Annotated in this window: 25 protein-coding genes and 2 pseudogenes; 12 read left to right on the forward strand and 15 right to left on the reverse strand. The window is 62.2% G+C overall.

Annotated elements, in window-relative coordinates:
• Positions 1-262: 262 nt before the first annotated feature.
• The 3 genes from OMP38_RS31580 to OMP38_RS31590 form a co-directional block, all read right to left on the reverse strand.
• Positions 263-2,608 (reverse strand): cache domain-containing protein, encoded by a 2,346-nt coding sequence (locus OMP38_RS31580; RefSeq protein WP_277568588.1) that lies wholly within the window; start codon positions 2,606-2,608, stop codon positions 263-265.
• A 140-nt stretch (positions 2,609-2,748) separates the two neighbouring features.
• Positions 2,749-4,296 (reverse strand): type 2 periplasmic-binding domain-containing protein, encoded by a 1,548-nt coding sequence (locus tag OMP38_RS31585; protein WP_277568589.1) that lies wholly within the window; start codon positions 4,294-4,296, stop codon positions 2,749-2,751.
• Positions 4,297-4,518: 222 nt separating this feature from the next.
• Positions 4,519-5,433, reverse strand: a complete 915-nt coding sequence (locus OMP38_RS31590; protein ID WP_277568590.1) for a helix-turn-helix transcriptional regulator — start codon at positions 5,431-5,433, stop codon at positions 4,519-4,521.
• A gap of 162 nt (positions 5,434-5,595) precedes the next feature.
• On the opposite strand from OMP38_RS31590, the pseudogene OMP38_RS31595 reads away from it, so the two are divergent.
• The 4 genes and pseudogenes from OMP38_RS31595 to OMP38_RS31610 all read left to right on the forward strand — a co-directional run bounded on the left by OMP38_RS31595 (position 5,596) and on the right by OMP38_RS31610 (position 9,807).
• Positions 5,596-6,334 (forward strand): annotated as a pseudogene (locus OMP38_RS31595) (ThuA domain-containing protein).
• Positions 6,335-6,340: 6 nt separating this feature from the next.
• Positions 6,341-7,417, forward strand: a complete 1,077-nt coding sequence (locus OMP38_RS31600; protein ID WP_277568591.1) for a Gfo/Idh/MocA family protein — start codon at positions 6,341-6,343, stop codon at positions 7,415-7,417.
• Between the two features lie 39 nt (positions 7,418-7,456).
• Positions 7,457-8,635: a glycerate kinase family protein gene (locus tag OMP38_RS31605; protein WP_277568592.1), complete on the forward strand. Its 1,179-nt coding sequence runs from the start codon at positions 7,457-7,459 to the stop codon at positions 8,633-8,635.
• Between the two features lie 20 nt (positions 8,636-8,655).
• Positions 8,656-9,807 (forward strand): NAD(P)-binding domain-containing protein, encoded by a 1,152-nt coding sequence (locus tag OMP38_RS31610; RefSeq protein WP_277568593.1) that lies wholly within the window; start codon positions 8,656-8,658, stop codon positions 9,805-9,807.
• A gap of 285 nt (positions 9,808-10,092) precedes the next feature.
• On the opposite strand, the gene OMP38_RS31615 is transcribed toward OMP38_RS31610, so the two are convergent.
• The 4 genes from OMP38_RS31615 to OMP38_RS31630 form a co-directional block, all read right to left on the reverse strand.
• On the reverse strand, positions 10,093-11,370 hold the full coding sequence (locus OMP38_RS31615) for a family 43 glycosylhydrolase (RefSeq protein ID WP_277568594.1): 1,278 nt from the start codon (positions 11,368-11,370) through the stop codon (positions 10,093-10,095).
• Between the two features lie 172 nt (positions 11,371-11,542).
• Positions 11,543-12,805 carry a glycoside hydrolase family 99 protein gene (locus OMP38_RS31620; RefSeq protein ID WP_420869787.1) on the reverse strand — a complete coding sequence of 421 codons (1,263 nt, stop codon included), beginning with the start codon at positions 12,803-12,805 and terminating at the stop codon, positions 11,543-11,545.
• Positions 12,806-12,839: 34 nt separating this feature from the next.
• Positions 12,840-13,634: a carbohydrate-binding protein gene (locus tag OMP38_RS31625; RefSeq protein ID WP_277568595.1), complete on the reverse strand. Its 795-nt coding sequence runs from the start codon at positions 13,632-13,634 to the stop codon at positions 12,840-12,842.
• 1,052 nt (positions 13,635-14,686) lie between these two features.
• Positions 14,687-16,807, reverse strand: a complete 2,121-nt coding sequence (locus OMP38_RS31630; protein WP_277568596.1) for a catalase — start codon at positions 16,805-16,807, stop codon at positions 14,687-14,689.
• A 198-nt stretch (positions 16,808-17,005) separates the two neighbouring features.
• On the opposite strand from OMP38_RS31630, the gene OMP38_RS31635 reads away from it, so the two are divergent.
• From OMP38_RS31635 to OMP38_RS31650, 4 genes and pseudogenes are all read left to right on the forward strand, one after another.
• Positions 17,006-17,344 carry an ArsR/SmtB family transcription factor gene (locus tag OMP38_RS31635; RefSeq protein WP_277568597.1) on the forward strand — a complete coding sequence of 113 codons (339 nt, stop codon included), beginning with the start codon at positions 17,006-17,008 and terminating at the stop codon, positions 17,342-17,344.
• Positions 17,345-17,435: 91 nt separating this feature from the next.
• Positions 17,436-18,547, forward strand: a pseudogene (locus tag OMP38_RS31640) (NADH:flavin oxidoreductase).
• A gap of 179 nt (positions 18,548-18,726) precedes the next feature.
• Positions 18,727-19,632, forward strand: coding sequence for a nucleoside hydrolase (locus tag OMP38_RS31645; protein ID WP_277568598.1), 906 nt, complete (start codon positions 18,727-18,729; stop codon positions 19,630-19,632).
• A 201-nt stretch (positions 19,633-19,833) separates the two neighbouring features.
• On the forward strand, positions 19,834-20,502 hold the full coding sequence (locus OMP38_RS31650; protein ID WP_277569015.1) for an SDR family oxidoreductase: 669 nt from the start codon (positions 19,834-19,836) through the stop codon (positions 20,500-20,502).
• Between the two features lie 19 nt (positions 20,503-20,521).
• Here OMP38_RS31650 and OMP38_RS31655 read toward each other — a convergent pair whose 3' ends face one another.
• Together OMP38_RS31655 and OMP38_RS31660 are read right to left on the reverse strand one after the other, a co-directional pair.
• Positions 20,522-21,115: an HD-GYP domain-containing protein gene (locus OMP38_RS31655; protein WP_277568599.1), complete on the reverse strand. Its 594-nt coding sequence runs from the start codon at positions 21,113-21,115 to the stop codon at positions 20,522-20,524.
• Positions 21,013-21,534, reverse strand: a complete 522-nt coding sequence (locus OMP38_RS31660) for an HD-GYP domain-containing protein (protein WP_277568600.1) — start codon at positions 21,532-21,534, stop codon at positions 21,013-21,015. The genes OMP38_RS31655 and OMP38_RS31660 overlap by 103 nt, the downstream gene beginning before the upstream one ends.
• 187 nt (positions 21,535-21,721) lie before the next feature.
• Here OMP38_RS31660 and OMP38_RS31665 point away from each other — a divergent pair, with 187 nt between their 5' ends.
• Positions 21,722-21,892 (forward strand): hypothetical protein, encoded by a 171-nt coding sequence (locus OMP38_RS31665; protein WP_277568601.1) that lies wholly within the window; start codon positions 21,722-21,724, stop codon positions 21,890-21,892.
• A gap of 23 nt (positions 21,893-21,915) precedes the next feature.
• On the forward strand, positions 21,916-22,077 hold the full coding sequence (locus OMP38_RS31670; RefSeq protein WP_277568602.1) for a hypothetical protein: 162 nt from the start codon (positions 21,916-21,918) through the stop codon (positions 22,075-22,077).
• A 97-nt stretch (positions 22,078-22,174) separates the two neighbouring features.
• Here the strand turns inward: OMP38_RS31670 and OMP38_RS31675 are convergent, their stop codons facing one another.
• A complete protein-coding gene (locus OMP38_RS31675) occupies positions 22,175-22,465 on the reverse strand; it encodes a DUF6509 family protein (protein ID WP_277568603.1) in 291 nt (96 codons plus the stop codon).
• 131 nt (positions 22,466-22,596) lie between these two features.
• Between OMP38_RS31675 and OMP38_RS31680 the strand changes: the two genes are divergently transcribed.
• Positions 22,597-22,821, forward strand: a complete 225-nt coding sequence (locus OMP38_RS31680; RefSeq protein ID WP_277568604.1) for a hypothetical protein — start codon at positions 22,597-22,599, stop codon at positions 22,819-22,821.
• Here the strand turns inward: OMP38_RS31680 and OMP38_RS31685 are convergent.
• From OMP38_RS31685 to greA, 5 genes are all read right to left on the reverse strand, one after another.
• Complete coding sequence (locus OMP38_RS31685; protein ID WP_277568605.1) at positions 22,776-23,570, reverse strand: hypothetical protein; 795 nt, start codon at positions 23,568-23,570, stop codon at positions 22,776-22,778. The two genes, OMP38_RS31680 and OMP38_RS31685, sit on opposite strands and share 46 nt — an antisense overlap.
• Before the next feature lie 68 nt (positions 23,571-23,638).
• Positions 23,639-23,779, reverse strand: a complete 141-nt coding sequence (locus OMP38_RS31690) for a paeninodin family lasso peptide (protein WP_277568606.1) — start codon at positions 23,777-23,779, stop codon at positions 23,639-23,641.
• A 200-nt stretch (positions 23,780-23,979) separates the two neighbouring features.
• The gene (locus OMP38_RS31695) at positions 23,980-24,522 is read right to left on the reverse strand and encodes a GNAT family N-acetyltransferase (protein WP_277568607.1); all 543 of its coding nucleotides are present in this window, start codon (positions 24,520-24,522) and stop codon (positions 23,980-23,982) included.
• Between the two features lie 87 nt (positions 24,523-24,609).
• Positions 24,610-24,867, reverse strand: a complete 258-nt coding sequence (locus tag OMP38_RS31700; protein ID WP_277568608.1) for a hypothetical protein — start codon at positions 24,865-24,867, stop codon at positions 24,610-24,612.
• Between the two features lie 135 nt (positions 24,868-25,002).
• On the reverse strand, positions 25,003-25,473 hold the full coding sequence (gene greA / locus OMP38_RS31705) for a transcription elongation factor GreA (RefSeq protein WP_277568609.1): 471 nt from the start codon (positions 25,471-25,473) through the stop codon (positions 25,003-25,005).
• 145 nt (positions 25,474-25,618) lie between these two features.
• Between greA and OMP38_RS31710 the strand changes: the two genes are divergently transcribed.
• Positions 25,619-25,765 carry a hypothetical protein gene (locus OMP38_RS31710; protein WP_277568610.1) on the forward strand — a complete coding sequence of 49 codons (147 nt, stop codon included), beginning with the start codon at positions 25,619-25,621 and terminating at the stop codon, positions 25,763-25,765.
• Positions 25,766-25,848 lie beyond the last annotated feature (83 nt).

A 25,848-nucleotide genomic window follows, 5' to 3' on the forward strand; every position in this document is an offset into this window, starting at 1 on the left:
TGCTGGCTCGCATCGGAGTTGCACGGTTTTTCCGGCTAACTCCGCACTCGAGCGAGGTTTGCCACGAAGTTACACGGTTTTTGCGGGTAACTCGCTCTCGCGCGCTGGCTCGCATTGGAGTTGCACGGTTTTTCCGGCTAACTCCGCACTCGAGCGAGGTTTGCCACGAAGTTACACGGTTTTTCCGGGCAACTCCGGTATCCGCGCCCTGCAGCCCCTACCCGTCGCAGACGTCAAAGAAGCCTGCCCCGCGGGTAGGCTTCTACGCTTCCGCGCTCAGCGCAGCGACATGCGGTACTGCTTCGGCGACATGGACAGATGCCGCTGGAACGCCCGGTTCAGGTTGCGCTCGGAGTAACCGATCAGCTCGGCGATCTCGGCCACGCTGTGATTCGTCTCCTCCAGCAGCTTTTTTGGCGCGATCGACCTTGTACTTCATCAGGTACTCGATAAACGTCATCCCCGCCTCCTGCTTGAACAGCCGGCTCAGGTACGACGGGCTCATGCTCACGTATTCGGCGCATTCGATCAGCGAAGGCATGCCTTGATGCGCTTCGATATAGGCGCATACCCGCTGCACGGCGATCCGCGTCGCGTTCGCCCGGCTCTCCTCCGTGATCTGCCGGTGCATCGGGAACAAAAACTCCACGAACCACTCCTGCACCTCGCGATATGTCTGCCTCGCTTTGAGCTGCTCGAACAAATTGTCCCCGAGGTTGTCCAGCACGCCGTAGCCCATCTCCTCGAGCGATTGAATGATGGAAGACAGCAAGATATGGTAGCAATGCATCGCCGTATTGTACGATTCGGATTGCCGGATGCGCTCGTAAAAACGTCCCAGAGACGCCTCCGCCAGACCGAGCTCTCCTTGAAGCAGATGCTCCGTAATTTCCAGCTCCAGCTCCTTGGGATAGTTGAACGTCGCCAGCTTGCCCGAAGGCGCCGGCAGCGCGTCGTAGCGGAAGACCCGGCGATGCTCGTCGAAAAGGCGCTGCTGCAGCGCGGCCTCCGCCTCCCGATACGACTCGGACAGCAGATGAAGACCCTCGCGAACGCCCCCTATGCCGACCGATACGGTGAACGACAGATGCGTCTTCAGCGCTTCGCATACGCGGCCGGCATAAGCGTCCAGCATGCAGGCGGCCTCTTCCTCGCGCACGGGACCGTCCCAACGAAGCACGGCGACGGCCTCTTTGTCCTCCTTCCCCAGCACATAGCCGCTCGAAAAAGGACCGCCCTCCAACAGCTCTTGCATGACGTTTTTGACCGCGAAAACGATGATCGGCCCTTCGCTGGGCAAAAACCGCTTCTCCTTGAACAGATTCTCGGGTCGCACGACCAGCACGGCAAAACCTCCCGTCGCCGGCATGCCGTATGCCTGCGCCTCCGCCTCGACCGCCTGCGGCTTGACCGGCGCGGACGCCGTCAGCAGCTTCAGCACGAACCGGTCGCGCAAGTCCGGCTGAATCCGCTCGATATACGCGCGCAGCGATTCGGCCTGGTCGTTCAGATAGGCGAGGCTCGACCGAATATAACCGATCTCGTTGCCCCTGCCCGCGGCGCCGGGGCCGTGCCGCAGCTGTCTGCCGTACAGGATGAGCTTGTCGATCGGACTGTAAGCGAACTTGGACGAAGCGACGGTCAGCACGATGCCGAACACCAAAATGACGAGCACCGAGCCGAGGACGAACAGCCGCATCCAGTTCAGCTGGCCGGCGATCGCGCTCTCCGGCAGCATCGAAATATAAGTACGCCCCAGCGCCGTCTTGTAAGTCGCGGTCAGCACCTTGCCGCCGGCCGCTTCTCCCATGACGAACTGTCCCTCGCCGCCGCTGCCGGACAGCACGCTCCGGAACAGCTCGACCGAATCGGCCTGCTGGCCCAGGAGGGCCGCGTCGGAGGAGTGCAGCAGGATCGTGCCGCCCGCGTCCACGACCGCATACGATTCTTCGCCCGCAGGCACGCCCGACTGGAACAACTGTCTGCCGAGATCCGCCGCCTTAAGCTCGTAGATCAGCGCGCCCATCGGCCGGCCGGTCCGCATGACCGGAAGCTGGCGAACGTACGAGATATAGCCGTTGCTCGCGTACGCCGGCAGGTAGGTCCAGCCCTCGCTGCGCGTCCCCTTCAGGACCGCCGCTATATTCTCGCGCTCGGGCGAGTCCGCAAGCGTCGTTTTCCCGTAAGCGTTGGACAGCACCGTGTCCGACGCGCTGGCGTAATAGACGATATCCTGCACGAGGCTGCTCGCGTTTTTTTGCACGGTCATGAGATCGAGGAGATTCATTTGGATCACGTATTGCTCGGCGAAGCCCGGCCTGCCCAGCCAGGAGCGAATCGTGGCGTTGGCTGCAAGCTGCATCGACTGGTACTCGATGTCCGTCATCAGGTTCTCCGTGCGCTCCTGAAGCAGCGTCAGGGAGGTGCGGCTGTCCGCTTGGAACTGCTCCTCGATCTTGTTTACGGAGTACCGGTAATACGCGAGGCCCAGGATCAGGATCGGGACCGTCACGGAGACGCATCCCAGCCAGACGAGCCTTCTAAAATAATTCGATCGCGGAAACGCCCGGTTGGCGGCTTGTCGGACTTTACTCAGCAGCGGCTTCATGATGACCTCCCTCGGAACGGCGGTTGGGGCGCGATAGACAAGGAAGGCAACCGGCTCCCGGCCGGTCGCCTTCCGCTTTTCTGCGAGACTTGTTTTGCCGCGTTTACGGGTTCATCGCTTTGTAGTTCTCGGCGAATTCCTTATACGCTTTTTTTGGCTTCCGGGAGATTGTTGATTTTGTCGACGAACTGCTTGTATTGCTCCATCGTGATCTGGCCGACGATCGCCTGCGTCACCGTGGACTTCCATTCGTTCTGATACTTCGCCCAGACGTCGTTCCAGGTGTCGGAGATCAGGTAGGCGAACGGGTCGACGCTCCCGATCTCGCCGAAGTTCTGCACCTCCGCGATCTTGGCGTCGTTGTAAGCTTTGTCGCCCGACGCGCTGATGACCTTGCCCCACTTCTGGGTGGCCAGGACGCCCGCGTTTTTGCTGGTCGTGTTGACTTCCTTCACGCCCTGTTCGGTCAGCACCTTTTGTCCGCCCTGGACCGTATGGTGCACGCCCTCAATGCCGTAGTAGGCAAGATCGCTCATTTCCGTCGAAGCCGTCTTCTCGAAGTAGTCGAGCAGCTTCCATACCTTCTCCTCCGGTACCTTCTTGGAAATGAGGAAGCTGCCGGTACCGCCGAGCGTCAGGTTGACGGCGTACGCCTTCGGCCCTTTGAGCGTCAGATTGAGGATTTTCGCGTCGGGCTGGCCGTTTTTCTTGATCAGGTCCTCCCATTCCTTGTCCCACCAGATGCTGCGCGTATAGGAGGCGGCGCGGCCGGTCGTGAACAGGTCCTGGGCCTGCGTGCGCTTCATGACGGAAAACTCCTTGGACAACGCGCCCATCTCGTACATCTTGCGGAAGTAGGCGATGGCGTCCGTGTAGCCCGGGTTCAGATTCGTGTAAATAAGCCCGCCTTCATCGTTGTACGTCGGCTCCATCGCGCCGAACGCCGACGCGAAGGACGCGTCCCCGTCGCTGATGATGACGCCGCCGCCGATCAGGCCGAGCGTGTCCGCGCGACCGTTGCCGTCCGGATCGCCCTTCGTGATCTTGACGAGCGCGTCCGCGTACTCGTCCAGCGTCGTCGGCACCGGAATATTCAGCTTATCCAGCCAGTCCTTGCGGATCTTGATGCCCGGGTCGATCTGCGAACGGGAACCGGGCAGCGAATAAATTTTGCCGTCGATCGTCCGGTATTTATAGGCATTCTCCGGCACGTTGTTCTTCAGGTTCGGATACTTGCTGAAATCGCCGAGGAACGGCGTTAGATCCCAGAACGCGCCGCCCTTGATCGCGTTGATCAGCGTCGGCCGCTTGAAGTCGGGCGCCGCCAGCACCTCCGGCAGCTGCGCCGACGCCAGCAGCAGGTCAAGCTTCGTGTCGAGGTCGCCCGATGGCACCCACTCGACGTTCAGCTTCGTGTTGGTCCGCTTCTGCCATTCGGTCCAAAAGGCGTCGTTCATGTCGGGCACTTCATTGTAGAGTCCCGCGAACATCTGGATGGAAAGCGGCTCTCCGCCCTCCGTCTTTCCGGCTCCCTGGGAGCTCGCCTGCGTTGCGCCGCTACTCCCGGTACTGCCGCTGCTGCCGGTCGGAGCCGCGTTGTTGTTCCCGTTTCCGCCGCACGCCGCCGTCCCTGCAATCGCTGTCATTAATACGGTTGCCAACCAAGCCTTCTTTATCATCGGCTTCATCCTACCAAGTCCTCCCCGGATTAAAATGATCGGCGCTGTCCTTGCTGTCGCCTGAATCTGTCGCTGCAATCCCATCGTAAGTCCGATCTCCGAGGCGCGGTAGGGACATTACTTGATTCGGGACAACTGAAAGAAATGTCCGCCGAAAACCCAGGCAGGGCAAGGCTTGCAGGCTGTGGCCGCGGCGTTCGGGTAAGAAAAGTCCGGTCGAAAAACGGCGCGCTAGCCGTCCTCGCGACCGCTCATGCGGGCGACGAATTCCTTCGGCGAGCACCGGTTGAACCGCTTGAACAGCTTGTAAAACTGGGCGATGCTCGGCACGCCGGCTTGAAGCGCGGCCTCCGCGATGCTGATATCCCGCGTCAGCAGCAGGCGCTCCGCGGCCTTGATCCGCTTGCGATTGACATAATCGACGAACGAGCAGCCCATCGCCGAGCGGAAGTAGCGAATGAAGTAATGATAGCTGAAATTCAGCAGCCGGCTGACCTCTTCGACGGTGATCCGTTCGTGCAGATGCCGGTCGACATGGTCCAGCGCCGGCCGCAGCCGCAACAGGTCCCGCTCCGCAGAAGCGGGCAGCAGCCCTTCGTCGCCGTGCCGGACGAACAGCCAGAGCAGCCGCTGGATGGCGGAGCCGAGCGCCAGCTCGTAGCCGCGCGCGCGGCCCCGGTACTCCTCGTACATATGCGCGATCAAATCGTATGTCTCGCGCCGAACCTCGGGCTTTTCCCGGAACAGGCCGTTCAGGCGCTCGAGCGGCGCTGCGCCGTCTCCGAAGCCGTACAAGTAAGGCAGCGCGGCGCTCTCCATATGACGGCCGAGATCGACCTGCAGGACGATGAATCGGACGGGATCAGCGCCCGCGCGATGCGTGCGATGCAGCTGCGAGGCGCCCAGCAGCGCGACGTCGCCGGGTTCGAGGCGCAGGTAGCCGTCTTGTGTCTGCATACCCATCTTGCCTTCGATCAACGCCAGCAGCTCGACTTCCTTGTGATGATGCCAGGGGCCGTACGCCTCTTGTGACGGCGCCGGAGGGCTCATGCCGATCTCCCATATCTTCATGTGCAGAAGCGGATGGCCGTAGACCACGACCTCCTCGCGGACCGGCTCCTGGAGATCGCCTGCCAACGTCGTCATCGCGGACACCTCGCTTGGGGCGCAGAGAGTTTTTGGAGCCCCAAGTATAGCACACATGTCATTTTTGGAGAACAATCGGTCAGCTTTGAAGCTATTATTGCCTGAACGGCGAGGCCTATAATGTGGGGGTCAAGGCTGAACGCAAACGAGGAGGATGGCGGCATGAAGGACAAACTGCGCGTGCTGATCTGGAACGAATTCCGTCACGAGAAAAATAACGAGAAGGTGAAGGCCGTCTACCCGGACGGCATCCACCGCGCAATCGGAGAAGGCCTCGGGGATGATCTGGCGATCGGATACGCGACGCTCGACGAAGAAGAGCACGGCCTCTCCGAGCAGCGGCTGGAGGATACGGACGTCCTCGTCTGGTGGGGGGCACAAAGCCCATCGCGAGGTGTCCGACGAGATCGTCGAGCGCGTGCACAAGCGCGTCCTCGCGGGCATGGGGCTCATCGTGCTGCACTCAGGACATTTCTCCAAGATTTTCAAGAAGCTGATGGGCACGACCTGCAACCTGAAGTGGCGGGAAGCCGACGAGAAGGAGCGGCTGTGGGTCGTATCGCCGGGCCACCCGATCGCGGAGGGCATCGGCGAATATATCGAACTGGAGCAGGAGGAAATGTACGGCGAGAGCTTCGAGATCCCCGCTCCCGACGAGCTCGTGTTCGTCAGCTGGTTCGAGGGCGGCGAGGTGTTCCGCAGCGGCTGCACGTACACGCGGGGACAAGGCAAGATTTTCTACTTCCGCCCCGGGCACGAAACGTATCCGACCTATTACAATGAAGAGATCCGCAAGGTCATCCGCAACGCCGTGCATTGGGCGGCGCCGACGGGCCGTCCGGCCCCGCTGTTCGGCAACCGCAAGCCGCTGGAGCCGCTGAAGTCGCGGCAGGAGGCGTAGGCGCGCATGACCGCAAACGGCGCGTTTCTAAACACCGATCGCAAATTCCGCCTCGTTCAGGTCGGCTGCGGCAATATGGCCCGGCGCTGGGTCAAATACGCGACGGGCCGTCCGGACATCGAGCTCGCCGCGCTCGTCGACATCCATCTGCCCGCAGCCGAAGCGCTGGCTCGGGAATTCGGCCTCGACTGTCCCTGCTATACCGACCTCGGGACGGCGATCCGCGAGACCGGCGCCGACCTCGTCTTCGACGTCACGATTCCGCAGGTGCACAAGACCGTCGTGACGACGGCCGTCGAGCTCGGCTGCGACGTCATCGGCGAGAAGCCGATGGCCGTCTCGATGGCGGACGCCTACGAGATCGAAGAGATCGTGCGGCGGCTGGGACGCCGCTACGCCGTCATGCAGAACCGCCGCTTCGCCCGGCAGATCCGCGAAGCGCGCGGCCTCATCGCGCAGGGGACGATCGGCAAGCCGTCGCATGCGACGGCGAACTTTTTCCTCGGCCCGCACTTCGGCGGCTTCCGGGAGACGATGGACCATCCGCTGCTGCTGGACATGGCGATCCACACGTTCGATCAGGCCCGCTTCCTGCTGCAGGCCGATCCCGTGTCGGTGTACTGCCATGAGTTCAACCCTTCCCATTCGTGGTACGCGGGCAACGCCTCCGCGGTATGCATCTTCGAGATGAGCGACGGCTCGGTGTTCACGTACAACGGCTCCTGGTGCGCCGAAGGCGAGCCCACCTCCTGGCAGGGCGACTGGCGCGTCGTCGGCTCCGAAGGCACCTTGATCTGGGACGGGACGAACGATTCGTATTGCAGCGTGGCGGAAGGCCATCTGGGGCCGGGAGCAAGGATGCATGCGTACAAGCGCGTCGAACCGTCCGCGCCGTGGGCCGGGCACGAGGGTCACGACGGCTGCTTCGACGAAATGCTGGCCGCGCTCGCCGAAGGCCGGCCGGCCGAGACGGACTGCTCGGACAATCTCAAGAGCATGGCGATGGTGTTCGCGGCGATCGAGAGCGCGCGGAGCGGAGAAAAGGTTCGCATCGGGCCCGGACAGGCGTATGATAGGGGTTAGCATCTCATATTGGCTGTAAATTTGGGAGGAGAACCTGAAATGCGCTTCGTCATTGCTCCGGATTCATACAAAGGCAGCCTGTCCTCGCGGGAGGTCGGCGCCGTCATGGCGGCTGCCATCCGACGCGAGATTCCGCACGCCGAGATCGACGTTTTCCCGATGGCGGATGGCGGCGAGGGCACCGTCGAGGCGCTCGTCGGCGCCTGCGGCGGCCGCAGCGAGGAAGTCGCCGTGCACGGCCCGCTCGAGCCCGGCGCCTCGGCCCTGATCGGCGTGATCGAGCTGGACGGCGAACCGGTCTACGTCATCGAGACGGCGAATATATGCGGTCTGCCGATGATTCCGGCGGATCGCCGCGACCCTTATGCCGCCACCTCGCGCGGACTCGGCGAAGCGATCGCGCACGCGCTGGACCGCGGCGCGAGGCGCCTGATCGTCGGGCTCGGCGGCAGCGCCGTCAACGACGGCGGCATGGGCATGCTCGCGGCGCTCGGCGCGCGCTTCGCGGATCGGGACGGCCGCCTGCTGGAGGGCAGGGGCGGCGATCTGCTGCGCGTGGCCGCGGTCGACTGGAGCGGCCTGGATGCGCGGCTCGCGGCTTGCGCGATCACGGCGGCCAGCGACGTGACGAGCCCGCTGACGGGGCCGTCTGGCGCCTCGCGCGTGTTCGGGCCGCAGAAGGGCGCGACGCCCGAGCAAGCCGCGGAGCTCGACGAGGCCATGCACGCGTATGCGGCGCTGCTGGAGCGGCCGGGCGGGCCTAGCGCGGGCGGAGCCGAGGCGAACTCAAGCGACGCGAATGGGCTGCGTCTGTCGGAGCAGCCCGGCGCGGGCGCCGCGGGCGGACTGGGCTTCGCGCTGCTGAGACTCGGCGCCCGGATCGAGTCCGGCGCCGAGGTGGCGGCCCGGGCGGCCGGGCTGAAGGCGAAGATCGCGGGCGCCGACTGGGTACTGACCGGCGAGGGGCGAACCGACGCGCAGACGCTGAGCGGCAAGCTGCCCTTCCGCGTCGCGGAATGGGCGGCGGCCGAAGGCGTCCCCGCGATTCTCATATCCGGCGGCCTTGGCCCGGACATCGACCCTCTCTACGAGACGTTCGCCGCCGTCTTCCCGATCGTCGGCCGGCCGTCGACGCTGGACGAGTGCCTGGCCGAGGCCGAGGATAATCTGGCGCGAACCGCGCGCAATGTCGCAAGACTGATCAAGACGAAGACATAACGCCGAGGAGCGTGAACGACTTGAAGAAGATCGGATTCATCGGGTTGGGGAATATGGGTTTGCCGATGACGGAAAACCTCATAAAGGCAGGCTACGAAGTTTATGGCTTGAATCGCAGCAAGCCGGCCGAGGAACGTCTGGCCGCATTAGGCGGCCGGGTAGGCGCAGGCCGCGCGCAGCTGGCGGGGGAGATGGACCTGATCGTCACCTGCCTGCCGATGCCAGCCGACGTGGAGGAGGTCTACCTTGGATCCGACGGACTCGTATCGAGCGGCAGGGAAGGACTTGTGCTAGTCGACTGCAGCACGGTCGGCCCTGCATTGTCGCGTAAAATCGGCGAGGCCGCGGCCGGGCGCGGCCTCCGGTTCCTCGACGCGCCGGTTAGCGGCGGAACGACCGGCGCCGTCGCGGGGACGCTCAGCATCATGGTCGGCGGCGACGAAGAGACGTTTGGCATGGCGCAGCCCGTGTTGGCCGCGATGGGCAAGCAGATCGACCTCGTCGGTCCCGTCGGCAGCGGCTCCGTCGTCAAGCTGGTCAACCAGCTCATGGTCGGCATCCATACGCAGGCCGTCAGCGAAGCGCTGGCCCTGGGCAGAAAAGCAGGCCTGGACGAGGAGCAGCTGGTGAACGTGCTGCTGTCCAGCTTCGCCAGCAGCCGAATCCTTGAACGGCATTACCGCAACCATATCGGACCGGGCCGCTTCGAAGCCGGCTTCGCCATCAAGCTGCTCGCCAAGGATCTGACGCTCGCGGCCGAGCTCGCCGCGCAGTCCGGCGTCGGCCTGTCCGCGGGACGCCGCGTTAAGGGCCTGCTCGACGGCGCCGTTCGCGACGGATTCGCCGAGCAGGACATGGCCGCGATGCTGAACTACCAGCTCCGGCGCGACGAACCAGAGGAGCCAATCAAGCACTTCGCCGTCTTCCTGCCGATGAAGGACCCCGAGCTCAGCGTGAAGTTCCGCGAGCAGCATCTGCAGTTCCTGGCCGATCGCCGCTCCGACGGCAAGCTTCATGCCAACGGCCGGTTCGTCGACGGCGCCGGAGGCCTCGTCATCTACAAGGCGCGTTCCCTGGAGGAAGCCGAATCCTGGGTGAAGCAGGATCCGTACGTCGTCCTGGGCGCCAGGGGCTATGAGATCCACGAGTGGGACATCGTGCTGGCGGAATAGGTTTCGCGCCACCCTTCCAATACGATCCGACGATCGTCAAGCGATGCGTTCCCCTTCGGCGGTTCGAGCACTTCCGCCTGAGGGGGACTCCTCCTTTTTAGCTTCGCCGCTGTCGCTTCCCACCGATGCAGAAGCATACTCGGGGCTATCGCGCAAAAATGCAGGATCAAGAGCCTCAGCCGTTCATCGTTCCGCCTATCGCGCAGAAGTGCAGGATTTTTACCTCAAACACATCCAGGCTCTCGCTTAAAGAGACGAACTACCGTGAACTTTTGCACGATAGCGCTAGTCCAGCCATTCGACGGACAAGCCTTCGATCCGCACGTCTCCATGACCGCCTTCGAGCTTGACTGAATTGACCGCTCCCGGCTCCAATCGTACGGTGAGCGAAGTATATCCGCCCTCCGCCTGCAGCGCGTTCAATAACGAATCGTCGGCGCCATTGACGAACAGCCGCACTTTGGCCAGCCGCTCGCGCGTCGTATAGCGCACCGCAAGGTTAGCCCGGCCTCCGCGGCCGCCGCCGACCTCGCGGAATTCGCAGCCGGACGAAGCCCCCGCCATGCCGACGACGGCAAAAGCGCCCTGTTCCGCAGCGACGATCGCCGCACCCCCGTATGTCCCGCAGCCGTCCGCCGGATAAAAGGCGCGCGCTTTTTCCGCTTTTTCCCCTGCGGCATCCGCCTGAACGGCACGAACGCCTTCCTCCGTCTGCCTTACCGTGCGAATGGCGCCGTCTGCGTCGAAGTGCAGCTCGTCGATGCAGACGCTGCGCAAGTTTCCCATGCCGGAGATCGCCTGATTGTGATAGAACAGATACCATTGTCCCTTATACTCGGCTACCGATCCGTGCGTCGTGGAGCAGCCCGTCGGCTCCAGGAAGATGCCCCGGTAAGTCCACGGACCGAGCGGATGCTCGCTCGTCGCGTAGCGCATCCGGTTGTTGTCGTGCAGATTGTCCGCATAGGTCAAGTAGTAGACGCCGTCGCGCTTGAACGTCCATGCCGCCTCGTGAAAATCTTCCAGGCCGATCATGTCGGCCATCTCGCCCTTGACGGAAATCATGTCGTCGTTCAGCTCGCCCCCGTGGCAAACGCCGCCCCCGCCGTAGTACATGTATGCGCGTCCGTCGTCGTCCATAAAGACGCACGGATCGATCATCGCGAAGCCGCCGAGTCCTTCGATATAGCCGCGGTCGACGAACCCGCTTGCGGGCTTGTCGCTCGTGGCGACGCCGATCTTCCACGTGTCGTTCCAGTCGGAGCCGCTCGGATGCGGATAGTAGAAGTAGTAGGTGCCGTTCCGATAGGCGCAGTCGGGCGCCCACATGAAGCCGCCTTCGGGTCGTCCCCACGGCACGTCGTCCGAACGCAGAATTTCCCCTTCGTCCACCCAGTTCACCATATCGTCCGACGAGAATACGTGATAGCGGTCCATCAGATCGCAGCCCCTCGGCGGGTCCATGTCGTGCGAGGCGTAAATGTAAATTTTGCCGTCCTGCCATACATGAGCCGAAGGGTCGGCCGTGTAAATCGAAGTAATTATCGGATTTTTACCTTTCATGCTGCACGCTCCCTAACCGCTCATCGCGCGTTTTCCTCCTCATTTTAAGGCAAGCGTCCGAGCGCTCCCATGAGGCGATCAAAAACGAAATCCGCCGATCTTGTCTTCTTTTCAGCCGCCCGCACGAAAAAACGGCTCCGGGAGACGTATCTCCCGAAAGCCGCCGCATGCTTTATTGATGGGTGGTCGGATGCGAGGCCGTGACTGGAATCTGCCCCTTGAACATCCGGTTGATATCGCCGGCCAGACGGAGATAGAAGTCGGAGGATACCGCTACGCCGTCCGCATTGAGCGTCAGGAAGTACTGGTTCGTCGGGATCATCGCGCTGTTCTCCGCCGCTTTGGCAATGGCCGTTCCTTCGTCGTACTCGTCGAACATGGCGATATAGCCGGTGTTGATGCCGAGCTGCTTCAGCCGATAGGCTTGCTGCCACATGAAGTCGCCATGGAGCCGGGGAATTTGATTCGTCGGCCCTCCGGTCATGTTGGACCAGGCGAAGCCTGGCCAGATGACGGGCTGATAGGCGATGTTCCGCTGCTGCGTGTACGTGAGATCGGGCCCGTATTGGTTCGTACTGTAGTTGTCGACGTCGGCAGCGCCAAAGCGCCCGACAAACCAAGGCGAGAGCATATCGAGCGATTCGTACACGCTCATAAAGCCGGACTTCGAATCATTGTTGCCCGTCCGCCAATAAGTCGGCACGCCTCCGATGACGTAGACGTTCTGCGCTTTGAACCAGTTGATCAGGCTCTGGTGCTCGGCAGCCGTGCCCGGACGGTCGGTGAATCCGATCCCCCATATACAAACGACGACTTTGCCGTTCTGCTTGGCGTAGGCGCTCGAAGACGTCAGATGCATATTGTTCACGACGTTCGTCGTCCAGTCGTGCTTGACCGCGTTCACCCAGTTGCTCGCGTCCATGCCCGTGATGTCGTACATGACGTAAAATTTGCGGCCGTACGTCTCGGCGGCGTTCTTCACCTTGACCGCCACGCTGTCGCGATTCGTCTTCCAGTTGTTCGGCGTATCGCTCTCGTCCGCCCCGAAGCGCTGAAGCGCCGCGCCGTCGATGTTGTACGTCTGCATCCATTCGAAGTGCTTGTTGACGGTTTCCTGATCGTAGGAGGAAAAAAGCTTTGCCTGCGTGCCGTTGGCGAGGTTCGCCAGACTCGTCTGATACAGCTTCGAATACTCGCGAATGTCCGGGTACAGCTCGAAGTTCACGTTCGAGCCGGCGCCCGGCGCGCTGCTGTTCTTGGACCAGTGAACCCACCCGCCGTTCGGCGAATTGTCGCCCTGCGCGTTGAACCAGCCTTGGTAGCCGGCGAACAGCTTGCCGACGACGTCGCCGCCCGACGTCGGGGTGCCCGTGCCGAACTTGAACCAGTTCAGGTTCATCAGATTGCCCGCCCCGCCCGTGAATTTCACGTACAAATTGTGGACTCCCGACGCGCCGGACGCCTGCCCGCTAGCCGTCGTCCAGCTCTGCCAGCCCCCCCGTGCCGCTCACCGCGACGGTCCCGATCAGCGTTCCCGTCAAGCTGTCCAGCCGGAATTCGATCGAACCGCCTCCGGCCGCGCTTGCGACGCGCGCCTGAACGCTGGAGGCTCCGCTGCCGAAGTCGACGCCGTTAAACAGCAAATAGTCGCCGTTGTCGATAAAGCCCACGTTCGATCCGCCGCCGGCATCGGATGTCGCCTCCGTTTGAATGCCGAATTGCCCGTTGTAGGCTTCCGCCTCGATCTGGTTAAAGGCCGACAGTCCCGACGCAAACTTGAACCACAGCAGGTTGAACAAATTGCCGCTGCCGCCCGTAAACTTCAAATACAGCGCGTGCACGCCGGTCGCGCCAGACGCATTCGCCGTCACCGTCGTCCAATTTTGCCATCCTCCCGTGCCCGGAACCTGCGCCGTGGCGACTAGCGTCCCGTTCACGCCGTCGAGCCGCGCCTCGATCGCGCCGCCGCTCGCATTGCTCGCGACGCGTACCTGGAACGTGCTCGCGCCGCTGCCGAAATCGACGTTCGAAAATGCGATATAGTCGCCATTGTCGATAAACGCGACGTTCTGTCCGCCTTCGCTCGAGCTCTCGAGCTGAATGCCGGACTGGCTGCTGTAGCCCGACGCCGCCGTCTGCACGAACGCGGAAGCGGCGGATGCGACCGACGGAGACCAGGCCCACTGGCCGAGCAGCAGCGCCGCGGTCAGCAGCGCCGCGCAGAAGCGCGGCCATGTCATGCGGAAACGTTGGTTGACGTTCATCAATGCATGCCTCCTCGTTTTTTCGAAATGAACTGGATGTAAACAGCCCTTTGCGCATCATGTCCGTATCGTGAAGCTCGCTTCGCCATCCTGCTGTCGTTTCGCTTGCCTTATACGGCTGCTGCGTCCCACCTCCCTCACGATCGGCATTTCGGGCTTGCAAGGGCTCTCCTGTTCGTTGAAGCCGATCTGACAAGAGCTTACATCCCGGAGAGGTCATTGATAAGGAGGCAATATTGAACTTAAACGGACGATCCGAGCCTTTTTGACGGCCGGCGCGCATGCAAAAATCCGCCAGGGCTCGCCCTGGCGTTATGAAATGTGCTTCGCCTGCTGCGGTGCCCTATTATCGTCCAAGGCGCCCGATCCACGACCCGGCGTTCGGGATGACGAGTTGTTCCTGTCCGAGACTTCCTGCCGCAATCCGCCATTCGAGCGTGCTAGTTTGTTCCTATCCGAGACTTCCTGCCGCAATCCGCCATTCGCGCATACATGTTTGTTCCTGTCCGAGACTTCCTGCCGCAATCTACCATGCGAGCGTGCTAGTTTGTTCCTATCCGAGACTTCCTGCCGCAATCCGCCATTCGAGCGTGCTAGTTTGTTCCTATCCGAGACTTCCTGCCGCAATCCGCCATTCGCGCATACATGTTTGTTCCTGTCCGAGACTCCCTGCCGCAATCCGCCATGCGCGCATACATGTTTGTTCCTGTCCGAGACTTCCTGCCGCAATCCGCCATACGAGCGTGCTAGTTTGTTCCTATCCGAGACTTCCTGCCGCAATCCGCCATACGAGAGTGCGAGTTTGTTCCTATCCGAGACTTCCTGCCGCAATCCGCCATACGAGCGTGCGAGTTTGTTCCTATCCGAGACTTCCTGCCGCAATCCGCCATGCGCGCATACATGTTTGTTCCTATCCGAGACTTCCTACAGCGTCCAAAACTAGTGATGAGGCAGCGGTGGATCGATGAGAACGTGGGAAGTCCGACTGTCTGCCTAAACGCAAAAAAAGAAGCAGCCCCTTCCGAGGCTGCTTCTTCGCGCGATCCGTGCGCCTACTGTACCTTCCGCGTCCAGTGCCGGTGCGCCGCGATCGCTTCGACGAACGACTTGGCGAAGGCCTCGTCCGGCGCAGCCGCGACGACGACGCCGGGCTCGTTCCACGCAGGCTGGTTGACCGAGCCCGTCGCTTTGGCGCCAACGGGAGTCGGCGCGCCAACGCCGGCCGGAGTCAGCAGGTCCGCGCCTTCGCCGATCGCGGCGATCGGCTTGTAGTGGCGGTACGCCTGGCGGACGAAGTCCACCGCCAGCGGCTGCGCCAGCAGCGCGTCGACGCTCTCGCGGCCGCCCGCGACATAGACGGCGTCGAAGAGAACGGAGTCCGCCGACTCCAGGTGGTGCATAACCTCGACCTGTCCGTCTGCATCCGTCGGCAGGAAGCCGAGCTTCGTGCTCACGAGCTCCGCCGTGACGCCCGCCGCGGCGAGCGGCGCGAGCACTTTCTTCAGCTCGGCGTCAGCGAACGTCTTGGCCGTCAGCACGGCGACCTTGCGCGTCTGGGCCGACTTGGCCTTGTTCATGATGCTGAGCGCGGGCGATCTCATCGTCACGGCGGGCGGCGCCGTATCGGCCGGCGGCAGCGCGCCGATCGCGTCGGCGAGCTGCGCCGCGAGCCCCGGGTCGACCTGCGCGAACACGTCGACCGTCCGCTGGCGCACGTCTTTGTTCATCACCTTGCTCAGCTCGAACTGGAACGCCTTGATGATGTGCAGCTGCTCGACCTCGGACAGGCTCTGATAGAACATCGCGGCCTGGCCGAAGTGATCCTTGAAGCTGTCGCTACGGGCGCGAACCTTGCGCCCTTCCACCTTTTCCTCGTAATGCTTGTAGCCGCCCTCCGACTCCGGTGCCGGCGCGGGATCATTTCCAGCGATGCCGTTCTTGTGATAGGCAACCTGCCCCGGATTGATCGTCATGCGCGCCATGCCGTCGCGCTGGTTGTTGTGAACCGGCGCTACGGGACGGTTGATCGGCAGCTCGTGGAAGTTCGGGCCGCCGACGCGCTTCAGCTGGGTGTCGGTGTAGGAGAACAAGCGTCCCTGCAGCAGCGGATCGTTCGAAAAGTCGATGCCGGGCACGACATGTCCCGGGTGGAACGCAACCTGCTCCGTTTCCGCGAAGAAATTGTCCGTGTTGCGGTTCAGCGTCATTTTTCCGATCAGCCGCACCGGCACGAGCTCCTCCGGCCACAGCTTGGTCGGATCGAGGATGTCGAAGTCGAAGTTGAACTCCTCATCCTCCTCGATCAATTGGACGCCGAGTTCCCACTCCGGGAAGTTGCCCTGCTCGATCGCGTCCCATAGGTCGCGGCGGTGGAAGTCAGGGTCCTTGCCCGCGATCTTCTGCGTCTCGTCCCAGACGGTCGAGTGAACGCCGAGCACCGGCTTCCAATGGAACTTCACGAAGCGCGCGACGCCATCCGCGTTGACGAGGCGGAACGTGTTGACGCCGAAGCCCTCCATCATGCGGAAACTCCGCGGCAGCGCGCGGTCGCTCATCGCCCACATGACCATGTGCGCCGCTTCGGTGTTCGTCGTGACGAAGTCCCAGAACGTATCGTGCGCCGATTGCGCCTGCGGCACCTCGTTGTGAGGCTCGGGCTTCACCGCGTGGACGAAGTCGGGGAACTTGATCGCATCCTGGATGAAGAACACCGGGATGTTGTTGCCGACCAGATCGTAGTTGCCTTCCTCGGTATAAAATTTAACGGCGAAGCCCCGCACGTCGCGCACCGTGTCGGCCGACCCGCGGGAGCCGGCGACGGTAGAGAAGCGGACGAACACCGGCGTCTTGACGGAAGGGTCCTGCAAAAAGCCGGCCTTCGTAATTTCCGCCTGCGGTTCGTATACTTGAAAGTAGCCGTGCGCCCCGAAGCCTCTGGCATGCACGACCCGCTCCGGGATGCGCTCATGGTCGAAATGGGTCATTTTTTCGCGGAAATGGAAGTCCTCGAGCAGCGTAGGGCCGCGCTCGCCCGCCTTGAGGGAGAATTCGTCCTCCGCCATCCGCAGGCCCTGGTTCGTCGTCAGCTTTTGCCCGGTCGCGTCCACCGTGAATTGCTTCAGCTGCTCGTCCTTGACTGTTTTCTTCGGCTTGCCGTTCTCCTTCTTGGCCATGCGATCGCTTCCTCCTCGGTTATGGTCGTATTCACCATCATTTCCTATGTAGCAGCAGTTAACCCGAACTCTTACCCGCGATCGGAACGGATTAAGCAGAAGTGCTGAGCGGGACGTGCGTATGGCTCGCAGCGCTTCGTTTTCGTCCAATGCGGACTTTGCTATACTTAAGATCACCCATCCAAAGGAGGTGCCCCCATGGCCCAGGACGACAAGCTCGCGGTGCTGAAGGCGCTGTCCAACGAGACGCGTCTCAATATCCTGTGCTGGCTGCGGGACCCCGAGAAGCAGTTCAGTCCCCAGCCTGCCGACGTGCAAACGGCGTTTCCCGGCGGCGTCTGCGTGGGCAGCATTCAGGAAAAGGCCGGGTTGACGCAGTCTGTCATCTCTTCCTACCTGGCCGCTATGCAAAAAGCCGGACTGCTCGAGTCGCGCCGCTGCGGACAATGGACATACTATAGGCGGAACGAGCAAGGAATCGCGTCGTTTCTGAACGAATTGGCGGCGCAGGTGCAGGCGAAGACGGACTTGCGGTAAAAGCTGCCGCTTGCGTTCGCCTACGCTTATCGATATATTCATATTTATAGATATATAAAAATAAGGGCAACTGCCCCAAGGAGAGAAACGCATGAGCGCATCCCAAACCGCAGCATCGTTGTTCGAACCGTTCGCCCAAGGAAAACTGGCGCTCGACAGCCGGATCGTCATGGCGCCGATGACCCGCAGCTTTTCGCCGAACGGCGTGCCGGGTCCTAACGTAGCCGGCTACTACCGCCGCAGGGCGGAAAATAACGTCGGCCTGATCATCACGGAAGGCACGGTGATCAATCACCCCGCCGCCGCTGCCGACCGCGACGTCCCTCACTTCTACGGCGAGGCGGCGCTCGAAGGCTGGGCGCGCGTCGTACGCGAGGTCCACGAGGCAGGCGGCAAGATCGCCCCGCAGATCTGGCACGTAGGCACCGCTCGTCAGCGCGACAAGTTCCCCGAATCGGACGCAGCGCCGATCGGCCCATCGGGCTTGGCGCTCACGGGCGAGAAGGTGTCCGAGCCGCTGACGAAGGAGGAGATCCGCGGCCTCGTCGCGGGGTACGCGCAGGCGGCGGCCGACGCGAAGCGGCTTGGCTTCGACGCCGTGGAGATCCACGGCGCGCACGGTTATCTGATCGACCAGTTTTTCTGGGAGAACACGAACAAGCGCGAAGACGAATACGGCGGCGACTTGGTCGGCCGCACGCGCTTCGCGGTCGAGGTCATCGAAGCGGTCCGCGCGGCCGTCGGTCCCGACTTCCCGGTTATCTTCCGCTTCTCCCAGTGGAAACCGGTGGACTACAACGCCAAGCTCGCGCCGACGCCGGAAGCGCTGGAGCGGTTCCTCGCCCCGCTGTCCGCGGCGGGCGTCGACATCTTCCACTGCTCCACGCGCCGCTTCTGGGAGCCTGAATTCGAGGGGTCGGACCTGAACCTGGCGGGCTGGACGAAGAAGCTGACCGGCAAGCCGACCATCACGGTCGGATCCGTCGGTCTCGACTCCGAGTTTACGAGCCTTTCGCCGAAGGCAAAGGCGCCGACAACGTGGGCCTGGACGCGCTCGTGGAGCGCCTGGAACGCGGAGAATTCGATCTCGTCGCCGTCGGCCGGGCGCTGCTGAACGATCCGTCGTGGGCGAGCAAGATCCGCGAGGGCCGTACGGAAGAGCTGCGGGCGTTCACGCGGGAAGCGCTTGGCTCGCTCAGCTAATACCGGCAATCGAAGGCGCCCGGAGCGATCCGCGCGCCTCTCGCATGCTTCCCGGACAAACCGCGTGTTATAATTCGAAGACGCGCGGCCATTCCCGCGGAACATCCGATGAACAAAGGAGCCTAACCCCTTGACCCAAGTCCGTAAAGTCATCATCGACGCCGACACCGGCATCGACGATGCGCTCGCCATTTTATACGCGCTCAAGTCCCCCCGCGCTCCGCGTCGAGGGCATCACGACCGTCTTCGGCAACGTGGACGTGCAGCAAGCGACGGAGAACACGCTGCGCATCATTAAGCTGGCTGGGCCCGCTTATGAAGTGCCCGTCGCGATCGGCGCCGACCGTCCGCTAAAGCGGCCGCCGACAGGCTTCTCCGCGCACGTGCACGGGCACAACGGCATCGGCGACGCCGAGCTTCCGCCGGCCGGGCAGCGGGCGCTCGCGGAACGCGCCGATGACTTCATCGTCCGCAAGGCCGACGAGCTGGACGGCGAGCTCGTCCTGATCACCCTCGGACGGCTGACGAACGTCGCGCTCGCCTTAGCCAAGGATCCCGGTCTGGCGCGCAAGATCAAGCAGGTCTACGTGATGGGCGGCGCCGTCCAGGTCGCCGGCAACGTGACGCCGGTGGCGGAGGCGAACATCTGGGGCGACCCCGAGGCCGCCGATATCGTCTTCGCTTCCGGACTCGACATCGTGATGATCGGCCTCGACGTCACGATGAAGACGCACCTCGCGCAGGAGCACCTGGACTTCCTGCAGCGGCGCTGCCGGCCGGAAAACCGCGAGATCGTCGACTTCCTGCGGACCTCGATGGCCTACTACTTCGAGTTCTACCGGCAGGCCAATCACTTCGTCGACGCGGCGCCGATGCACGACCCGCTCACGGTGCTCGCCGCCGAGGAGCCCGGGCTCGTCACCAACCGCACGATGCGCGTCACCGTCGAATGCGAGAGCGCGCTCTGCGCCGGCATGACGGTCGCGGACCTGCGGCCGAGTCCGAGCGTCGGCACGCCGATCCAGGTCAGCGTGGACGTCGACGCCAAGACGGCGGTCGGCAAGCTGCTGTCGGTCTTTATCTGAATAAGCTTGGAGCTCCGAGTCACCGCGTCTGTCAGGCTGTATGATGACAGATTCGGTGACTTGTCTCACTTCTGGGTGAATAAAGATGACAATTAGAATGGAGGGGAGGATAACAAGCCGAAGAGGAGAGCTTCTTCATGATCGACAATCATAAAAAAAATCGCGCTGATCACGGGCGGCAACCAGGGCATCGGGTTCGAGATCTGCCGCCAGCTCGGCCAAGCGGGCGTCCGCGTCCTCGTCGGCGCGCGAAACCCGGATCGCGGAGCCGAAGCGGCCCGCCTGCTGAACGCGGAAGGCGGCGAAGCCGCAAGCGTCCGGATGGACGTCACCGATGCCGCGCAAGTGACGGCCGCGGCGGAGGACGTCGCGCGAAGCTACGGAAGGCTGGACATCCTCGTCAACAACGCCGGCGTGCTCCTGCCCGAGTCGCGCCCGAGCGAATCCGGCGCGGAGCTCGTCCGGCAAGTTTACGAGACCAACGTGTTCGGGGTCGTCCGCGTCACGCAGGCCATGCTTCCCTTGCTCCGCAAGTCGGCCGGCGGCCGGATCGTCAATATGTCGAGCTCGCTCGCCTCGCTCCAACTGCACGGCGATCCGTCGTTCGAGCTGGGAGATTTCCTGATGCTCGGCTACAATTCGTCCAAGACGGCGCTCAACGCGCTGACCGTCATGTGGGCCAAGGATCTGGCCGAGGCCGGCATCAAGGTCAATGCGGCGGATCCCGGCTACTGCGCGACCGCCATGACGGGCTATGCCTCTCCCCGGTTCGCTGCCGAAGGCGCGCGGACGCCCGTCCGCCTCGCGCTGCTCCCGGACGACGGGCCCAGCGGCGGATTGTTCGGGGACAACGGTCCGATCCCTTGGTGAACGGGACGCGTCCCGCTTTTTAAATGATGATCTCCTCGATGTTCAAATGCCGCTCCCGCTTGAGGTCGATGAAGCCGTCGCCGACCTTCACGAGCGGATGCATGTCCTCCTGCGGGTCGAGGTAGACGACCTCTCCCCAGCGCCCGTCGCTCAGCTTGACCTGGCGACCCAGCAAGTGCCGGATGATCTGCTCGAGGAACACGCCGACGATGTGCGGATCCAGCTCCCCGAACGAGCCGTTGCGCATCTCGCTGACGACTCTGTAGAAGGGCATCGGCTCGTGATAGGGACGCCTGGAAGACATCGCGTGGAATATATCCGCGACCGCCACGACCCGGCTCATCGCGTCCATCTCGCTGTTGCGGATGCCATACGGATAGCCGCGTCCGTCGTTGCGTTCGTGGTGCTGCAGCGCGACCTGCGCCACCCGCGGATTGATTTTCGAATTCGCTTTCAAAATCTCGTAGCCGTAGACCGTATGCAGCTTCATCTGGGCGTACTCGTCCGCCGTCAGCCTGCCGGGCTTGAGCAGAATCTCGTCCGGGATCCTGACCTTCCCCACGTCGTGCAGCGACGCGGCGAGCGACAGCAGGGCGACTTCGTCGTCCCCCACCCCAGCCAGCGCCCGATCAGCGTAGAGAGCACGCTGACGCCGATGTTGTGCTGATGCGTATATTCATCCTTCGCTTTGACGGTATGGAACAGGCTGAACATGTCCTTGTTCTCCGAGATCTGCATGACCATCGGCGTCAGCGTGTGCTCGATCTCCTCCGGGTCGAGATGGCCGACCTCCCGGACCCGCTCGAACATCTCCTTCGTGAACTGCACGGCCTGCGACATCAACGCGGCGGACTCCGAGTCCTGCACCCCGTCTCCCTGCTCGGCCATACGAATCTCTTCGGGATCCATCCGGTAGTTCTCCAGCAAGTCGATATGCGCCTTCTCAAGTACGACTCCTGCCGGCACGAGCACCAACCCATTGTGGACGATATCGTGCTTGACCTTTTTGCCTAGGAGCTCCGCGTATCTCATCGGGCTTACCTCCTGTCGCCCATTTGATTTTATGGACGTCCTTTCCAGTTTAATCTTTTCCGCGCCGTACTTAAAGAGAACAAAAATGATACCTGCACGCGGCCGACGCCCCCGGTTGATTGGCCGGAACGGACCGCGGGTAATGGAGGATATCAAGCGGCGCATGAGCCGGAAGGAGGGTGCAGAGATGTCGATGCCCGAGCGATACCTGGGTCAATCGGAGCTGCTGGAGGAGGACTACGAGCGTTCGCGCGACGGCGAGCCCGTCGCCGTCTCGTTCATCGAGTATTCCGCTTACTTCGCCATACTGCTTGGTTTGTTTTATTTCCTCACCCAATACGTGCTCCCGAGTTTTTAATATTAGACTAGGAGGGTTCGATCATGTCCATCGAACAGCGCAACGTCGAGTACGAGCAACACAACGTAGAGAGAAAGTACGATTCGAGTCTCGTCGCCTCGACCTTCATCAAGTATGCCGCGTACGTCCTCATCATCTTCGGCGTTCTGTATTTCCTGGCCCGCTATATCATTCCGAAGTTTTAAGCAGGATTCCTTAGCTTGACGCAAAAAAAGCAGGCAAGGCCGAACGCCCCTTCGCCGTCAGGGACGCTTGGCCTTGCCTGCTTGCCGCGCAAACGGTCTAGTCGTCTTCCGGCAGGTGCGCCGCGCAAAAGGCGGCCAGCTCGGCGAGCTCTTCCGGCTCCGCATCCAGCGGCAGATAGCGGTTCGTCGTCTTTTCCGTCCAGTCGCACATCAAGATGCCCGAGGTCTCGCCCTCGTCCTTGTAGACGACGCGCGCATAAACGCCGTGCTCCGAATAGAGCTCGTCCTCTTCGTCCACCTCGACCTCCAGCTTGAACTCGTATCTCCGTCCGCTCAGGATGCCGAAGGGATCCTTGACTTGCTCGACCGTATATGCCGTTATGTTCATTTCTTGTCCTCCCTCGAATTGGCCGTGTTAACAGTATACAATGCCGGGACGCGAATACAACCGGCCGCAGCGGCGTCTATTCCTGGCAGGATCGGTCCATACTGACGTTAAAAGGGAGGTTGAGCGGCGTCATGGGAGATGCGAATGATCAGCGGCACGAAAACGAGCGGTTTTTCGAGGAAGTCAAACGCAAATACTTGGCCGACATGAAGACGCGGTTCGGCTTCACGGACCTGCAGGCGACGCAGGCCGAGAGTCTGGCGAACTGGGCGTTCGACAGCGGCTTCGGGAGCGGCGTCAGCTATGCCCGCTACGACGAAGCGATGTCCCGGCTTCGGCCCGGACGAATGGCATGACACGGCAAGAGAGTCTGGCGGGCGACCGTCAGACTCTCTTTTTTGACCAGGGAGCGGCCAGCGGGAAAAGCCCGTTCGCCCGGACCCGCTCGTACGCCCTTCGCCTCGTTCAGCAGGCGCGAGACCCTGTCCTCGTCCTGCATGATCCGTTCGATGTCGAACAGGACGGGGATCAGCGCGGACGTCGGCCCCTGCATGACCGGCCCCCGCTGCTCGACGCCGAGCCCGAAGACGATCCGGAGCATGCGGTACAGCCTGCGCTCGATGAGCGCGACATAATAGCGGGGAGCGAATCGCTCCGCGTGATCGTGAAAAATCTCGAAGAACGTGCCGAAGCGTCCCTGTCGTTGGTAAGCTTCCGCGATGCACAGCTTGTCGATCTCCCAAATCCGGTACGGGGATTCCCTAATCTCCGCCTCCTTCGAGAAGGGATGCTTGTACGGCCCTTCGACCGTGCTGCGCGGATTGCCCGGGCGATACGGAATGAACTCGATCGTCCCGATCGTTCGCCGGCGGACGAAGGGCATGCGCCCTCCGCGCAACAGTACGTATCGTATCCCTTCCATGGCGCAAGGATCGTTGCCCCACCCGTATTTGCTGCAGAAAAACGCCCAAGTCCGGCGGAACGACCGGTCCTGGCGCTTGCTTCCGACAAGCGCGTACATCGCGACTCCTCCTTCTGTCGGCACGCCGAGCGCGAAGCCGCTCGGGCTCGCTTCCCGATCCCCGAACGCCTCTTCGGCGATCATTGGACAAGTCCGCGCCGCGGCGCTTGGCTTAGGGCCAGGCTGCTGCGGCGCGGCGCGCTGCCCGGCTCCTAGCTGTCCAGGTCTGGCGGGCAGTCTTCGCCGCCACCTCCGCCAGGGCCGCCGCCCGGAGGATGCACCGGCGGGAAAAACTTCATCGTCATTTTGACATCCAGCACCTCGAGCACCGGATTCGCCCAATCCTTTTTCATAGAGACAACTCCCTTCCAAGCAGAATGTAGGTCTTCCTATTCAGATACATTATGTATCGTAATGGGCAAATTCAGATTAGCACCGCTCTATGAGACTGTCAACAGAAAATACCGACCCTAGCGAATCGGTATTCGGCGCTTTCATTCCTATTTTTCCCGATCCTTTATTCGAGGGTGCCATGCCCGAGTTCCCAGCCGGATTACGTCGATCGAACCAGGTGCTCCCGCGTCAGGCTGTAGATGCGGTGATGCTCCCAAACCCCGTGGATTTTCAAGTAGTATTCGGCCAAGCCCTCATATTTGAATCCGTTTTTCTCGATCACGCGGATCGAGGCCAGATTGCGCGGCATGACCGCCGCCTGGACGCGGTGAAGGCCCGCCTCGCCGAACGCGAAGCTCACCGCCTGCCCTAGCGCCTCCGTCATGCGCCCGCGTCCGTTCTCGTCCTGGTCCATATAGTAGCCCACCGTGCAGCTTTCCCATGCGCCGCGCACGACATTGCTCAGATTTACGCGTCCGACCAGCCGGTCCGCGTCCCGGAGGAAGATGCCGAAGGCGAAGCCGCTCCCTCGCTCCCAGTGCAGTTCGTCTTGATCGAGCATGTCGCGGATACCTGCCGGCGTGAACTCCCGCTCGGCCCGAACCGGCTCGAACGGCTCGAAAAACGAACGGTTGCGCCGTCGCAGCTCCAGCAGCGCCGCCGCGTCTCCCTTCTTCAGCCTGCGTAGATATACGTTAGCCATCGCTTGCCTCTCCCCTCGAGAATGCAAAATAAAAGCTTCGCCTCTCCGAAGAAAAGGCGAAGCCGTTCGGGCATTCCACCCGCCGCGTTAATCCAAAGTCGCTTCGTCGGGGCCCAGCTCGCCGGTCGGCCAGGTCTCCTGAAGACCGTGCACGACGATGTCCAGGCCGTCCGAGCCATGCTCTTGCGCGGACATCCGGATGCCGTCCGGCAGCGGCTCGCCGGTCAGCAGCCGGCAGGCCATCTCGGGATCGTTCAGCGCGAGCAGCCGGAATGCCTCGTCCTCCGCCGCGCGCTCCTTGATTTTATTCACGTAGGCGTACGCTTGCTCCAATGACCAGCTCATCGCCGTCACTCCTCGCTCATCGAATTTCCGGTACTGCTCATTATTTATCCAGAAATCCGCCTCGCATACCACCCGCCGTACCGAAGCGTCCGCGAAAAGCACGAAAAATCGGCGGCATTCGCGGCGGCAGCGCCTTTAAACCTTGATCTCCAGCAGCTCGTACTGGATCATCCCTACGGGCGCCTCGACGCTGACCGCGTCGCCTACGGACTTGCCCATCAGCGCCTTGCCGAGCGGGCTCTCGTAAGAGATCTTGGAGGCTAGGACGTCGGCTTCGGCGGGCCCAACGATCCGGTATTCGATAATCTCGTCGAATTCCTTGTCCTTGAGCACGACGGTCGCGCCGACGGATACCGAATCCGCGCCCGCGCTCTTCACGACGCGCGCCTTCTTCAGCATGCGGTCGATCGTCAAAATCCGCGTCTCCATGAAGGCTTGCTCTTCCTTGGCGGAGTGGTACTCGCTGTTCTCTTTCAAGTCGCCGTAGCTGATCGCCGTCTTGATCCGGGCCGCCAGCTCCCTGCGCTTCACCGTCTTCAATTCCTCCAACTCCTGCTCCAGCTGCGCTAATCCTTCCGCGGTCAAGATGACTTCATCGGATACCATCGGTCTGCCTCCATTATTCTTGATTTTAATTGCATAACGCCGCCCTGATCGGCAAAAAACGTTCGGTTTTGTATGCGCGGTTACAGAAATGACCGGCCCGCATCGCCGATAATGGAGAGCGAAGCCGTTCAAAGGAGAACCCTCTATGTACCGAACCCTCAAAAAAATGCTGCTCATCGGCATCTGCGGCGCGCTCGCGCTCGCCGGCACGTGGCATCTCGTCAACGAAGCCTTCTGGGACGGCCCTGCCGTGCGGCAGGTGTCTTCCTCCTCGCTCAAGGAAAGTCCCTGAGTCGTTCGAACAACTCATTATAGCATAGCCTATTCTTCGTTTCCCCGCTCAAGCGGACGCCGTCGGATCCGGCCATTGACAAA

Origin of the sequence: Cohnella ginsengisoli, assembly GCF_029525555.1 — a bacterium.
In the GTDB taxonomy this organism is placed as follows: domain Bacteria; phylum Bacillota; class Bacilli; order Paenibacillales; family Paenibacillaceae; genus Cohnella; species Cohnella ginsengisoli.